This window comes from Desulforamulus aeronauticus DSM 10349 (assembly GCF_900142375.1).
Lineage (GTDB): Bacteria > Bacillota > Desulfotomaculia > Desulfotomaculales > Desulfotomaculaceae > Desulfotomaculum > Desulfotomaculum aeronauticum.
This window is the reverse complement of sequence record NZ_FRAR01000006.1, coordinates 74,358-87,700: the sequence shown is the minus strand read 5'-3', so window position 1 is coordinate 87,700 and position 13,343 is coordinate 74,358. Positions and strand designations below refer to the sequence as shown.

Here is a 13,343-nt window from a genome sequence, read left to right as displayed (position 1 = left end):
AGGAAATGTGGAGGGAGAGAAAAATATGGGCAATATCGACCTCATTTTTAAAATTGCCGGTGTAGGTTTATTGACTGCCGTACTCAGTACCCTGTTAAAGGAATATAAAAAGGATGACTACGCGATCTTGGCTACCCTAGGGGGACTTACGGTAGTGCTTTTTTGGGTGGTTCAATTGCTGGGCAGCCTGTTCGACCAAGTGAAATCAGTTTTCAAGTTGTTTTAATACTAATCTGCATTTAATTAGTTCCCATAAAGCGGATTAGTAGATACTATTTTCCGCTGTTGCGGACAAACATTTGTCCGCATTTTAAATGAAAAATAGTATAAGCGGGCGTCAAGGGATGGTGTCGAGGTATGGACATTTTTCAAATTGTCGGATTGGGCATGGTGGTTTGCGTTTTAGCGATTATTTTACGCCACCAAAAACCACCCATGGCCACATTACTAACCATGACGGCTGGCATCATCATTTTTATCATTATGCTGCCGCAAATTACTGCAGTATTTAGCATTTTTAGAGATTTATCCAGTCAGGCCAATGTCAACATGGTGTACATGGGAACCATTTTAAAAATTGTCGGCGTGGCATACATTGCGGATTTTGGTTCCCAAATCTGCCGTGATGCTGGAGAAGGTGCTTTAGCTTCTAAAATTGAGTTTGCTGCCAAGATCATTGTTTTGGTAATGGCAGTACCCATTATCGTAGCCGTTTTACAGTCCTTACTAAAACTGGTGCCTTAAGGTGGAGATCGGATGCCTAGAATATTCTATATCACGCTACTCTTTTGTTTGCTGTTATCCCCAATTCCTGTACAAGCAGCACCGGAACAGCAGGTCCTCAGTCCAGAGGGGCAGTTGGCTGAACTGGAGATAGGCAAGCTGGAGGAATTTATAGATCATCTGAATGAAGAAATTGAAGGAGCCATACCGGAGCTAAACTTTAAAGAATTAGTGCTTCAGGTTATTAAAGGAGATGTGGATGTACAAGTATCCGATATCTTCACCGGCTTATTTAAGTATTTGTTTAAAGAAGTGGTAGCTAACAGCTCTCTGCTGGGAAAATTAGTGGTTTTAGCGGTTATCTGTGCCGTATTGCAAAACGTAATGTCTTCTTTTGAGAAGGGAACAACTGGTAAACTGGCCTATGCAGTCAGCTACATGGTACTAATGACCTTGGCGGTGGGTTCCTTTACCTTAGCATTGAATATTGGCCGGGAAGCTATCGATACGATGGTGCTCTTCATGCAGGCACTGTTGCCGTTGCTACTTACTCTGTTAGCTGCCATGGGAGGAGTGGCTTCTACGGCGATTTTCCATCCTATTATTTTTGGTTCCATCACGGTGATTGGCACAGTCATTAAAGTAATTGTGTTTCCCTTGCTTTTCTTCTCGGCAGTACTAAACATTTTAAGTTATTTCTCCGAGAAATTTCAGGTATCTCGTTTGGCGGATCTAATGAAAACCGTAGCCATGACAGTATTGGGACTTTGCTCGACAATCTTCCTGGGTGTTTTTGCCATTAAAGGAGTGGCCGGTTCGGTAACGGACGGAGTAGCAATTCGGACGGCTAAGTTTGCCACGGATGCCTTTATTCCTGTGGTAGGTGGTATGTTTTCCGATGCTTTGGATGCCGTGATCGGATCTTCGTTATTAATCAAAAATGCTGTGGGTATAGTCGGTGTCATTATCATTTTTATCTTGACTATTTTACCGATGCTAAAGATTTTTGCGGTGGCTTTTGTCTATAAACTGGCCGGAGCCCTGATTCAACCGGTGGGGGACAAGCAAATGGCCGACTGTCTCACTGGCTTAGGAAAAAGTCTATTGTCGGTTTTTGCAGCGGTGGCCACCGTAGGGTTGCTGTTTTTCTTCGCCATTACCATTATTGTGGGAATGGGTGATTTAATGACCATGTTACGGTAAAGAGGGGTGGTGATGAGTTGGAAAGTATCAAGGCGTTGGTACAGGTTTTAGTCATCATCATCGTTATGACGGTATTTATTGAAATGTTGCTACCCAGCAGTATTATGCATGACTATGTCAAGCTGGTGATGGGCCTGCTGGTAATTGTAGTGGTGCTGGAAGCGGGTGCTACTCTGGTAAAACAGGATTTTAAGTTTGCCTTACCTGCTTTACAACAAAACTCCCCGGGTCCTCCCCTAGCAACCATTATCGGGGAGGGACAGAGATTGGCTAGTAAAAACAAAGAACAGGCTCTGACAGAGTACCAGCAGGGTTTAGCAAAACAAGTATTAGCCCTGGCAAGATTACAAAAAGACTTAAACGTAACCAATGCACAAGTGAAAACCACCGGCAACCCCGAGGATCCTGAATATGGCCGTTTAGCCGGTGTGGTGTTAGAAGTCTCTGATTCCCCGATTGAAGGTGGTTCTCAGACCGTAGAAAAGGTGAGCCCTGTGGAGATTACCGTGGGGACCAATGGTTCGGTAAAGGATAGCACGGGCACCATTCTGGTAAACAGTGACCAAGCTAAAAAACTAGCCCAGACAGTGGCAAATTTTTATAACATTCCGGTGGAGCAGGTGCAAGTAGTGCGGGCGGGGCAGGAGTAATCAGATGTAATTAGGTAATTTATGTTGATTTTAGCTAGGAGCATTTTGGCCTTAGGCCATCTTTAGGGGCTACGAGTAAAGGTTTATCCAAAACCCAAGAGTTTAAGGCCGATTCAAAAGGAGGTAACCCTATGAGCTTTCTCAAAAATCTTTTCGGAGCTCCAGGCTCCGACGGACCACACAAAGAACAAGCCAAGAAACTAAAATGGTTGGCCGCCACAGCGTTGATTGGTATTTGCCTCTTGTTTGCAGGGGGGCTGGGAAAGGACAACGCTGCTAAAGTTCCTACCCCGGAAAAAGAGCATGCTGTGGCTAAGCAGGAGAGGCAGACAACCGAACAGAAGGCTATGGCCACCGAGGAAGATTATCTAGCAGAAAAGGTATGCAAAATGCTGGAAGAGGTGGAAGGTGCAGGTAAGGTAAAGGTAACAGTACGCTTAGACACATCCACTCAAACGGAATATGCAATAAATACCAGCACGGGTAAGAAAACCACCCAGGAAAAGGACCAGTCCGGTGGTACTCGAGTTCTCACAGAGGATACCGATACCGGACAACTGGTGCTGGTCACTCGTAATGGAGAAGAAACTCCGGTGATGAGCCGAGAGATTGCGCCCAATGTAGCTGGAGTACTGGTGGTTGCGGAGGGGGCCAGTGATCCCGAAGTTAAGGCCCGGCTATTTCGGGCCACCCAAGTAGCACTGGGTGTAGAATCTCATAAAGTAATCGTTATGGCCAGGAAGGCAGGTGAATGAATATGTCTAAGCGGTATTGGTTTCTGGGGCTATTAACGGTGGCAGGAGTTGCGCTGTTAGCCGTAGGGTGGCAGGGTGGTATGAATAAAGTAAACCACGCTGTTAAACAGGCAAATTCTGTTAGCGTTGAGAAAAAAACAGATAAACAAACAAAGGATGACATTCTCATAAAGCCTGACACTAAGCCCTCTGGCAATGCAGTGGAGGTAAAGCAGGAGAACAAACAAGAGAACAATGCTAAAATAGATGATGCAATGACAACAGGCAGCGGTTTCTTTGTGGAATACCGGTTAGAACGGGAGAGAAGCAGGGGACAGCAAATTGAAATTGCCCGGGAAATTATCAACAATGCCGATTCTGACCATGAGGTTCGTAAAAAAGCCCAGGAACAAATGTATCAAATTAGTGATGTTTTGCAAAAGGAGCTGGAAGTCGAAAGTCTCATCCGAGCTAAAGGTTATAGAGATTCCGTGGTATTCCTAGAGGGGAAAACCGTTACCGTGGTTATTCAATCGAGAGATCTTAATCAGGAGGATGCTATGAAGATTACCGACTTAGTATCCCGCAGTACCCAGGTTAGTCCACAGAATATCGTGATAATACCGAAGTATTAAAGGTTATTTGCCATTGGTTTAGAAGATGGGCCTAAAAATTCTGCCAAAATTTTATTGTCCCGAAAATTTACATTATTTGACTAACCTACAGAAAAAGACTTTTTTAAAGCCGAAGTCTTAAACAACTGCTTTCTCAAAAAGCCGATGGCCAAACAACCTTTTGACTTTACGGTAACTCTTTGCTACCATAGAAAAAGTTGGTACAAAAACCAAAACACTGGTACGAGCCATAGAAATATTGTATACTTATCTTTACTTGGTAGCCAAATTCTCACTCCTTCTATATAATTTACATTGTAGCTATATTCAGTCTTTATTAAGCAATTGACAAACACTCTCAGGTTGTTTACTTGCATAATAACCTGAGTTTTCTATTGTTTTTAGTCGGGAGGGGAATTTATGTCACATCGTTTAAAAATTACCGATACAACTCTACGTGATGGGCATCAAAGCCTGTGGGCTACTCGTATGGCCACTGAAGATATGCTGCCCATTCTAGAGAAACTGGATCAAATGGGCTACCATTCTCTGGAGGTATGGGGCGGAGCAACCTTTGATGTTTGTCTGCGTTTTCTCAATGAAGATCCTTGGGAACGTCTTCGTCTGATTAAAAAACATGTTAAAAACACGCCTCTGCAAATGTTGCTACGGGGGCAATCATTGCTTGGCTATATGCACTACCCCGATGATGTGCTGGAAGCTTTTATCCATAAAACAGTTGAAAGCGGTATGGATATTATCCGTATTTTTGATGCTCTCAATGACATTCGCAACATGGAAAAAGCATTACAGGTCACTAAGCGGACCGGTGCCCACGCGCAGGCTACCGTAGTTTATACCGTCAGCCCTGTTCACACCATTCAGCACTATCTAGATACAGCCCTTCGCTTGGAAGAAATGGGTGCCGATTCTATCTGCATTAAAGATATGGCTGGTCTGTTGGCTCCCTTTAAGTCCTACGAACTGGTTAAACTCTTTAAGGCTCATTTGAGTGTGCCGGTGCAACTGCACTGTCACTACATTGGTGGTATGGCTGTGGGGGCTTATCTCAAAGCCGCTGAAGCAGGGGTAGATGTGGTGGATACTGCTTCAGTTCCTATGGCATTTGGTGCGTCCCAACCGCCGGTTGAGACAGTTGTCCGGGCTTTTAAAGGCACTCCCTATGATACCGGATTAAGTATTAAATCCTTGTTTGAGGTAGCTCAATATTTTGAAGATCTCCGCAAGGAACTGGGGCAGCAACGCGGCGTAACCCGAATTAACGATATGCGGGTATTTGAACATCAAGTACCTGGTGGTATGATTTCGAATCTAGTATCTCAGTTAGAACAACAGAAAGCCCTTCATCGTTTGGATGAAGTGCTGGAGGAAATTCCCCGCGTCAGAGAAGAATTAGGTTTCCCACCCTTGGTTACCCCTACCAGTCAGATTGTGGGTACCCAGGCGGTGCTAAATGTGCTCACCGGGCAACGATACAAACTGATACCCGGTGAAGTGAAAATGTATGTCGAGGGCTGGTATGGTCAACCCCCGGCTACCATTGACCCGTCCATCAGCCGTAAGGTTTTGGGAGATAAGGAGCCCATCACCTGCAGGCCTGCTGACTTACTGGAACCCAAACTGGATAAACTAAGGGAAGAAATAAAAGATTTGGCCATTAGCCAGGAAGATGTACTGTCCTATGCCATGTTCCCCCAGGTAGCCCGTAAATTTTTCGAGGCCCGTAAAAAGGGAGAAACCGGACCACAGCGTAAGGCAGAATCAGTTAAACCGGGGGCACCAGCCGATGCTAGTGGTACCAAGAGGACCAAGGAGGCCAAAAACGTGAATCTTAGCGAATTAAAAGAACTAATTAAAGTATTAGACCAAACTGATATAACTGAAATAGATTTAGAGAGCGATGGTGTAAAAGTATCTATTCGTAAGGGTGGTAAAGTATCTGCCACGGTGGCCGCTCCTGCGGTAGCACCGGTTACCGAAGCAGGTAAGGCTGCGGAACTACCAACCACTACGATGGTTACAGCCAGCCCTGTGGAAACTGCTCAGCCTGCTGAGGATTTAATCCCGGTTACTGCACCGATGGTTGGTACTTTTTATCAGTCCCCTGCACCGGATGCGGACCCCTTTGTTAAGGTGGGAGATACTGTAAAAATGGGTCAACCCTTATGCATTATTGAAGCCATGAAATTAATGAACGAAATCGAAGCCGAAGTGGCTGGAGAAATCGTAGAAATTCTGGTAGAGAATGGCCAGCCGGTAGAATATGGACAAAAAATGTTCTTGATTAGGAAAAAGTAGGGAGAGCACATGTTTAAAAAGATTTTAATAGCAAACAGGGGAGAAATAGCACTGCGGATTGTCCGTGCCTGCCAGGAGTTAGGAATCAAGACTGTCATGGTCTATTCCGAGGCAGATCGGGATAGTTTGCCGGTACGTCTAGCCGATGAAGCCTATTGCATTGGGCCGGCCCCCTCGGGTAAAAGTTATTTAAACATCACCAATATTATTAGTGCAGCGGAAGTCTCCGGGGCAGATGCCATTCATCCAGGTTATGGTTTTCTGGCAGAGAACGCCAACTTTGCAAGTATTTGTGAAGACTGTGGTATTACCTTTATTGGGCCTTCACCCCATGCCATCGAATATATGGGTAACAAAGCCTTAGCACGCAACACGATGATTAAAGCAGGTGTGCCAGTGGTGCCTGGTTCCGAGGATGCCATTAAGAGTGAGCAGGAAGCTGTGGCAACTGCCAAGGAGATTGGCTATCCGGTATTAATTAAAGCCTCTGCCGGCGGTGGCGGGCGAGGCATGCGAGTGGCACATAGCGAAGAAGATTTAGTAAAAGCTATCAACACCGCCAGGAACGAAGCCCAGGCCGCTTTTGGCAACGGAGATGTATATCTGGAAAAATATGTAGAGCAACCCCGCCATATCGAATTTCAAGTGTTGGGGGACAAAGAAGGGAACATTGTCTACCTGGGCGAAAGGGATTGCTCTGTCCAACGCCGCAACCAGAAGGTTATAGAAGAAGCCCCTTCAGTGGCTCTATCGCCCTCCTTGCGTCGAAAAATGGGTGACATAGCCGTTAAAGCAGCCAAGTCAGTGGGCTACTATAATGCGGGCACAGTGGAGTTTCTCTTAGACAAACATAACAAATTTTATTTCATAGAGATGAATACCCGTATTCAGGTGGAGCATCCTGTAACCGAATTAATTACCGGCATTGATTTGCTTAAAGAACAAATTCGTATAGCGGCTGGGGAACCTCTGGGTTATGGTCAAAACGATATCCGCATCGACGGTTGGGCCATGGAGTGCCGCATTAATGCCGAAGACCCGGACAAAAACTTCATGCCCCATCCTGGTACCATTGAGTTATATCATCCCCCAGGGGGACCTGGGGTGCGGGTAGATAGTGCCGCCTTTACCGGGTACAAGATCCCTCCCTTTTATGATTCTATGATTGGCAAGTTAATCGTTTGGGGCCGCGATCGGGATGAGGCTATCCGTCGGATGCAGCGGGCATTGGATGAATTTGTGGTGGAAGGAGTACCTACTACCATTTCTTTTCACAAAAAGGTTCTAAATAATGCCTTCTTTAGACGTGGGGAAGTTTACACTAACTTTATTCAAAGACGCATTTTACCCGAACAATAAGCCTTTGTTGTGATTAATTGCCAAAATATGCTATAATACAGTTGACTCAATAATGGCAAAAATGGAGGTGTACCATGGAAGATAATAAGCGTGATATTGTGGTGATGACTCCTCAGGATGGCCTGGGTGGTATTCGCATTGCCGATGATGTGGTGGGAATTATCGCAGGCATGGCAGCAACCGAAGTGCCTGGAGTGGCCGGTATGAGTGGTGGCATTGGCGGCGGCATTGCCGAGATGCTTGGACGTAAGAACCTGTCCAAAGGAGTTAAGGTGGAGGTAGGCGAAAAGGAAGCCGCTGTAGACCTATTTGTTATTGTAGAATTTGGTGTACGGATTCCTGATATAGCCACGCAAATTCAAATGAATGTAAAACGGGCTATTGAAGGTATGACTGGCCTCAGTGTCGTGGAAGTAAATATCCATGTACAAGGAGTAACCTTCGCTACCACAGAGCAGAAAGAAGAAGAACCAAATCGCGTAAGATAATTGAAAAAATGACTAACCGCAGTCGGAACCAATGTGCCCATTGGTTCCGCATTTTATATTTATAACTTAATAGAACTATAGTATTCTAGGAAAAAATCTTTTATTTTTGTGCTCTATATAGTATTATAGTAAAAGGAGGGAGTGGCATGACCCCCTTTGACCGTGGTTTACTGATTATCTATACCGTAGTAACAACGGTTTTAAGTTCGTTGTTGCTCATGATTATCTCTGGTTGGTGGCAACAACCCCTGTATTTTCTTTGGCAGGGTCCTTATGTGTATAACGGACAACTGTATCTTGCCCTTATTTTTGGCGTACTGCTCCTTATCGGGTTGCGCCTTTTCTGGGTATCCTTGACTCGGCGAAATAATTCAGGCAAGGCTGTGGTTCATGACTATAAGCTAGGACAGGTACGTATTTCTGTACTGGCCATTGAAAATTTAGTGAAGAAAGCAGTTGGCCAGATGTCTGGGATTAAAGAAGTTAAGCCCCGAGTGGTGGAGCATAAAAAGGGCATGGGTTTACACATTCGGGCTGTGGTAACCCCTGATATTAGCATACCTGAGGTTAGCCGTGAAATTCAGCAAAAAGTACAAGAATATCTGGCCCAAACAACGGGTATTACAGTAAGCGAAATCAAGGTAATTGTCGATAATATATCAACCACCCGTCCTCGGGTAGAATAACCTAACGGAGGAGGGTGGACACAATGTGGTTAAGATTTCTTAGTTACATACTAGAAAATCACCGGGGGAAAGCCCTAGGGGTTATCCTTGGTCTATTGTTCGGTTTTCTTGTGGTATTTTTAGGCTTTTTTAAAGCTGTTTTTGTTGTTCTTTGTGTTATCTTAGGTTATTTCATTGGTAAGGGGGTGGATGAAAGTTTCGATTTCCGGGGAGCTTTCAACAGGTTTTTTCGGGACCGTTGGTGACAGCTACGTATTAATTCATGTAAAATAATAGAATGGGAAAAACTAGGGTGAAAACTAAGACTTTTGAGGAGGTCCTAACTTGGGTAGAAGGCAGGCCAGAGAAACTGCGCTGCAGATACTGTTTCAAATTGATGTAGGAAAAAACGAACCGAACTTTGCAATTAAAAATACTGCAGAGGAGTTTGGGGCCGGTCCCCAGGAATTGGAATTCGCACGACAATTAGTTATAGGTACCCTGGAGCATATAGAAGAAATCGATCAAATGATAAGCAGGGTAAGCAAGGAATGGCAATTAAACCGTATGGCCAATGTGGATCGCAATATCATGCGCTTGGCCTTGTACGAAATGAAGTTCAGACAGGATATACCTAGCAGCGTTTCCATCAATGAAGCGGTAGAATTGGCTAAGATATTTAGTAGCAGTGATTCTGCCAAGTTCGTCAATGGTATATTGGGGAAATTTGTTCAAGTAGAGACGGAACAAACTGTTTTGCCAGAAGAAGCAGCTTTACTCAATACCAATGATTAGTATATTCTACCAATAAATTACAAAAAGGTCTTTACTATACTACATTAAATATTTTTGTGTTTTGGAGAGGAGGAGGCCAGGATGTACAAAATAGTAGCTAAGAAAACTCTGGCACCAGCAATTCACGAATTTGATATCCTTGCTCCTAAAGTGGCTAAGAAGGCCAAAGCAGGGCAATTTATTATTGTGCGAGTGGACGAGAATGGTGAGAGAATTCCCCTTACGATTGCCGACTATGACCGTGAAGCAGGTACCATTACTATTGTATTTGCTGAGGCTGGATACTCCACGAAGAAATTAGCATTGTTAAATGCAGGGGATGCAGTTCAGGATTTTGTCGGTCCCCTAGGAGTTCCTTCTCACATAGAAAAGTTTGGCAACGTGGTGATGGTAGCTGGGGGTGTGGGTGTAGCTCCTGTATTCCCCATTGCCAGGGAAATGAAGGCTGCAGGTAATCACGTGGTGGGTATCATGGGGGCTCGCAATCAGGAACTTATTTTCTGGGAAGAAAAAATGAAAGAGGCCTGTAGCGAACTGCTGGTAACTACCGATGATGGTTCCTACGTGAGAAAAGGCTTTGTCACCGATGTTCTGCGGGAGTATGTGGAGAAAGAAGGGAAACCAGATCTGGTCATGGCCATTGGTCCTCTGCCGATGATGCGTGCCGTTGCCAATCTGACGAAGGAATTTGAAATTAAAACCATGGTTAGCCTCAACTCCATTATGGTGGATGGTACCGGTATGTGCGGTGCCTGCCGGGTTACCGTAGGCGGTGAAACTAGATTCGTCTGTGTAGACGGACCTGAATTTGATGGTCACTTAGTTGATTTCGAAGAACAATTAACGCGTTCTCGTCAATATAAAACAGAAGAACAACACGCTCTTAACCGGGGCGGTTGCGGTTGTGGTGGAGGAGGTAAGTGCCATGGCTAAGCAGATTATTCCCAAAAAATATGCGATGCCCCATCAGGACCCACAGGTACGGGCCAAAAATTTTGATGAAGTGGCACTGGGTTATACCGAAGAGTTAGCGGTTGCTGAAGCTGAACGCTGTCTGAACTGTAAGAAGCCCTTCTGCAAAGAGGGCTGCCCGGTAAGTGTAGATATTCCTGAGTTTATTGCTCTGGTTAAGGAAAGAAAATTTGAAGAAGCCGCAAAGGTAATCAAGCGGACCAATGCACTACCGGCTGTATGTGGCCGGGTGTGTCCCCAAGAAAACCAGTGTGAAAAGTTTTGTGTTGTTGGCAAGAAAAACGAACCCGTTGGCATTGGCCGTCTGGAACGCTTTGTAGGTGACTACATTGTGCAAAAGGACGAAAGGATAGAGAAGGCGGAGCCTACTGGCTACAAAGTCGCCATTGTTGGTTCTGGCCCTGCGGGACTAGCCTGTGCTGCCGACCTAGCTCGCTTAGGTCACAGCGTGACCATGTATGAAGCCCTGCACACTCCTGGTGGAGTATTAATGTATGGTATTCCGGAGTTCCGTTTACCCAAGGCTATTGTACAGAAAGAAATTGAAAACCTCAAAAAAATGGGTGTAGAGATAGAGACCAATGCCATTATCGGACAAATTGCCTCTTTAGATGAATTGTTTAAGGAAGAAGGCTTTGACGCTGCTTTCCTGGGCACTGGTGCAGGTACTCCCTATTTCATGAACCTGCCCGGGGAAAACTATAATGGTGTATATTCTGCCAACGAGTTTTTAACACGCTCTAACCTAATGAAAGCCTATTGTTTCCCAGAGTGCGACACCCCTGTTAAAGTTGGGAAGAAAGTAGCTGTACTTGGCGGTGGCAACGTAGCCATGGATGCAGCTCGGACAGCCCTACGCTTGGGTGCCGAGGAAGTATATATTGTTTACCGGCGTTCCCGGGCGGAACTGCCTGCCCGCTTGGAAGAAGTAGAACATGCTGAAGAAGAAGGCGTTCAGTTCTTATTCTTAACCAACCCCACCCGCTATGTTGGCAGTGAAGATGGTTGGTTAACCGGACTTGAATGCATTAAAATGGAACTGGGTGAACCGGATGCTTCCGGTCGCCGTAAGCCCGTGCCGATTCCAGGCTCCGAATATGTGCTGCCCGTTGATGTAGCCATCGTTGCTATTGGCCAGGGACCTAACCCCTTGCTCACCAATACCACCCCGGATTTGGAAACCAACAAGCGGGGTAACATTGTTGCCGACGAGTCCACTGGTAAAACCTCTAAAGAAGGTGTTTATGCCGGCGGTGATGTGGTAACCGGTGCGGCTACTGTAATTAAGGCCATGGGTGCCGGCCGGACTGCGGCCAAGAGCATACATGAGTATTTATTGAGTAAATCCTAGGGTTTTGGTGTGTAATCAAAAGTGTATCGCTTCGTAGGGGCGGTACACTTTTTCTTTTGGTTCATAGGTTTTTGCATAACTTATCTTAGGTGTCGCTTATTGTCATAAAGCGGTGTGACTGGTATGATACATAATATGTAAAATAGTCCATAATTTTAGAATCATATAGCAAAAAAGCTACGGTCTACGTCAGTAGGAAGGTAATTAAAACCTAGTAGAGAGGGTATCTATGCGAATAGTAACGATCTCCGAACTCACCAAATATATCAAAGATAAACTGGAATCCGACATGTCGCTGGCTAATGTCTGGGTCAAAGGGGAAATTTCTAATCTCAAACTACATAGCTCTGGGCATATTTACTTAACGTTAAAGGACCGGGATGCTTGCCTTAAAACAGTGATGTTTCGCTCCCGGGCCCGGACTTTATTGTTTTACCCTGAAAATGGTATGTCTGTGCTTGTGCGCGGCTATATCTCGGTTTATGAGCGGGATGGTGGATATCAACTTTATGCCGAGGGTATGGAGCCGGAAGGAATTGGTGCCCTTTATGTGGCCTTTGAACAACTGAAACAGAAATTAGCCGCTACAGGGATGTTTGACCAAGATAGAAAGAGACCCATTCCGAGAATCCCCAAAGGCATTGGCATCATTACTTCACCCACTGGCGCAGCGCTTCAGGATATGCTTAACATTGTGCGACGACGCTGGCCAAGGGTGGATATCATCCTAGCTCCGGTTTTAGTACAAGGGGAAGGGGCACCCGCTTCCATTGCCAGAGCCATTGCCCAAATGAATCAATTGAATCAGGTTGATGTTATCATTGCTGGGCGTGGTGGTGGTTCCCTGGAGGAACTATGGGCTTTTAATACAGAGGAAGTGGCATTGGCCATCTATAACTCTAGAATTCCCGTAATTTCTGCCGTGGGACACGAAACGGACTATACCATTGCCGATATGGTGGCAGATTTACGTGCGCCAACCCCTTCTGCTGCTGCCGAATTGGTGGTGCCGGACAGTCAGGAAATGAGCCGCCATCTGCAAAGTATTAATAAGAGATTAGAAAAGGCTGTGGTCAATAGGCTAGAGCGAACCAGACAAAGGCTAACATATTGCACTGCCAGCCAATCCTTGCAGAGACCCTACATAATCACCGGAAATCGGCAACAAATTCTGGATACCGTAACCAATAACCTGCTCCGAATGGGTAAATTGAAGGTAGCTGATAAGTCTGCCCAACTAGCAGGATTGGCTGGAAAATTAAATGTACTCAGTCCTCTGGCAACATTGGCTAGAGGCTATAGTATTTGCACCGATGCTATGGGCAAAGCTGTTACCGAGGCCCGGACGGTGGAACTGGGAGCAAGGGTGGATGTCTTGCTTGATAAGGGCACCCTTCATTGTAAAGTAGAGTCGAAAGAGAATAGTCATAGATCAAAGGATCTTTTAAGCTAAGAGATACATCGATTTGA

General features: G+C 45.4%; 15 protein-coding genes. All 15 read left to right on the top strand.

Translation table 11 applies throughout. The features are described 5' to 3' along the window. Window positions 1–25: 25 nt before the first annotated feature. The 15 genes from spoIIIAC (at window position 26) to xseA (ending at window position 13,326) form a co-directional block, all read left to right on the top strand. Window positions 26–226 (top strand): stage III sporulation protein AC, encoded by a 201-nt coding sequence (gene spoIIIAC / locus BUA78_RS02770; RefSeq protein WP_072910767.1) that lies wholly within the window; start codon window positions 26–28, stop codon window positions 224–226. 131 nt (window positions 227–357) lie between these two features. Continuing rightward, window positions 358–744 (top strand): stage III sporulation protein AD, encoded by a 387-nt coding sequence (gene spoIIIAD / locus BUA78_RS02765; protein WP_072910766.1) that lies wholly within the window; start codon window positions 358–360, stop codon window positions 742–744. A 12-nt stretch (window positions 745–756) separates the two neighbouring features. Next, window positions 757–1,926: a stage III sporulation protein AE gene (gene spoIIIAE, locus BUA78_RS02760; protein WP_072910765.1), complete on the top strand. Its 1,170-nt coding sequence runs from the start codon at window positions 757–759 to the stop codon at window positions 1,924–1,926. Window positions 1,927–1,943: 17 nt separating this feature from the next. Then, a complete protein-coding gene (locus BUA78_RS02755; protein WP_238456693.1) occupies window positions 1,944–2,576 on the top strand; it encodes a stage III sporulation protein AF in 633 nt (210 codons plus the stop codon). 131 nt (window positions 2,577–2,707) lie between these two features. Continuing rightward, complete coding sequence (locus BUA78_RS02750) at window positions 2,708–3,331, top strand: hypothetical protein (RefSeq protein ID WP_072910764.1); 624 nt, start codon at window positions 2,708–2,710, stop codon at window positions 3,329–3,331. Beyond that, window positions 3,328–3,945: a SpoIIIAH-like family protein gene (locus BUA78_RS02745; protein ID WP_238456692.1), complete on the top strand. Its 618-nt coding sequence runs from the start codon at window positions 3,328–3,330 to the stop codon at window positions 3,943–3,945. The genes BUA78_RS02750 and BUA78_RS02745 overlap by 4 nt, the downstream gene beginning before the upstream one ends. Before the next feature lie 399 nt (window positions 3,946–4,344). Continuing rightward, window positions 4,345–6,243 carry an acetyl-CoA carboxylase biotin carboxyl carrier protein gene (gene accB, locus BUA78_RS02740; protein WP_072910763.1) on the top strand — a complete coding sequence of 633 codons (1,899 nt, stop codon included), beginning with the start codon at window positions 4,345–4,347 and terminating at the stop codon, window positions 6,241–6,243. A 9-nt stretch (window positions 6,244–6,252) separates the two neighbouring features. After that, a complete protein-coding gene (gene accC / locus BUA78_RS02735; RefSeq protein WP_072910762.1) occupies window positions 6,253–7,602 on the top strand; it encodes an acetyl-CoA carboxylase biotin carboxylase subunit in 1,350 nt (449 codons plus the stop codon). 74 nt (window positions 7,603–7,676) lie between these two features. Continuing rightward, window positions 7,677–8,090: an Asp23/Gls24 family envelope stress response protein gene (locus BUA78_RS02730; protein ID WP_072910761.1), complete on the top strand. Its 414-nt coding sequence runs from the start codon at window positions 7,677–7,679 to the stop codon at window positions 8,088–8,090. A gap of 146 nt (window positions 8,091–8,236) precedes the next feature. Beyond that, the gene (gene amaP, locus BUA78_RS02725; protein WP_072910760.1) at window positions 8,237–8,776 is read left to right on the top strand and encodes an alkaline shock response membrane anchor protein AmaP; all 540 of its coding nucleotides are present in this window, start codon (window positions 8,237–8,239) and stop codon (window positions 8,774–8,776) included. Window positions 8,777–8,799: 23 nt separating this feature from the next. After that, window positions 8,800–9,021: a DUF2273 domain-containing protein gene (locus BUA78_RS02720; protein ID WP_072910759.1), complete on the top strand. Its 222-nt coding sequence runs from the start codon at window positions 8,800–8,802 to the stop codon at window positions 9,019–9,021. A gap of 79 nt (window positions 9,022–9,100) precedes the next feature. Next, the gene (gene nusB / locus BUA78_RS02715) at window positions 9,101–9,550 is read left to right on the top strand and encodes a transcription antitermination factor NusB (RefSeq protein WP_072910758.1); all 450 of its coding nucleotides are present in this window, start codon (window positions 9,101–9,103) and stop codon (window positions 9,548–9,550) included. Window positions 9,551–9,631: 81 nt separating this feature from the next. Beyond that, a complete protein-coding gene (locus BUA78_RS02710) occupies window positions 9,632–10,483 on the top strand; it encodes a sulfide/dihydroorotate dehydrogenase-like FAD/NAD-binding protein (RefSeq protein WP_072910757.1) in 852 nt (283 codons plus the stop codon). Beyond that, a complete protein-coding gene (gene gltA / locus BUA78_RS02705) occupies window positions 10,476–11,873 on the top strand; it encodes an NADPH-dependent glutamate synthase (protein ID WP_072910756.1) in 1,398 nt (465 codons plus the stop codon). Before BUA78_RS02710 ends, gltA begins: the two co-directional genes overlap by 8 nt. Window positions 11,874–12,102: 229 nt before the next feature. After that, window positions 12,103–13,326, top strand: coding sequence for an exodeoxyribonuclease VII large subunit (gene xseA / locus BUA78_RS02700; protein ID WP_072910755.1), 1,224 nt, complete (start codon window positions 12,103–12,105; stop codon window positions 13,324–13,326). The last annotated feature ends 17 nt before the right edge of the window (window positions 13,327–13,343 follow it).

Coding starts and splice junctions, on each gene's coding strand:
- spoIIIAC (WP_072910767.1), top strand. CDS start 26: ATGGGCAATATCGACCTCATTTTTAAAATTGCCGGTGTAGGTTTATTG.
- spoIIIAD (WP_072910766.1), top strand. CDS start 358: ATGGACATTTTTCAAATTGTCGGATTGGGCATGGTGGTTTGCGTTTTA.
- spoIIIAE (WP_072910765.1), top strand. CDS start 757: ATGCCTAGAATATTCTATATCACGCTACTCTTTTGTTTGCTGTTATCC.
- BUA78_RS02750 (WP_072910764.1), top strand. CDS start 2,708: ATGAGCTTTCTCAAAAATCTTTTCGGAGCTCCAGGCTCCGACGGACCA.
- BUA78_RS02745 (WP_238456692.1), top strand. CDS start 3,328: ATGAATATGTCTAAGCGGTATTGGTTTCTGGGGCTATTAACGGTGGCA.
- accB (WP_072910763.1), top strand. CDS start 4,345: ATGTCACATCGTTTAAAAATTACCGATACAACTCTACGTGATGGGCAT.
- accC (WP_072910762.1), top strand. CDS start 6,253: ATGTTTAAAAAGATTTTAATAGCAAACAGGGGAGAAATAGCACTGCGG.
- BUA78_RS02730 (WP_072910761.1), top strand. CDS start 7,677: ATGGAAGATAATAAGCGTGATATTGTGGTGATGACTCCTCAGGATGGC.
- amaP (WP_072910760.1), top strand. CDS start 8,237: ATGACCCCCTTTGACCGTGGTTTACTGATTATCTATACCGTAGTAACA.
- BUA78_RS02720 (WP_072910759.1), top strand. CDS start 8,800: ATGTGGTTAAGATTTCTTAGTTACATACTAGAAAATCACCGGGGGAAA.
- BUA78_RS02710 (WP_072910757.1), top strand. CDS start 9,632: ATGTACAAAATAGTAGCTAAGAAAACTCTGGCACCAGCAATTCACGAA.
- gltA (WP_072910756.1), top strand. CDS start 10,476: ATGGCTAAGCAGATTATTCCCAAAAAATATGCGATGCCCCATCAGGAC.
- xseA (WP_072910755.1), top strand. CDS start 12,103: ATGCGAATAGTAACGATCTCCGAACTCACCAAATATATCAAAGATAAA.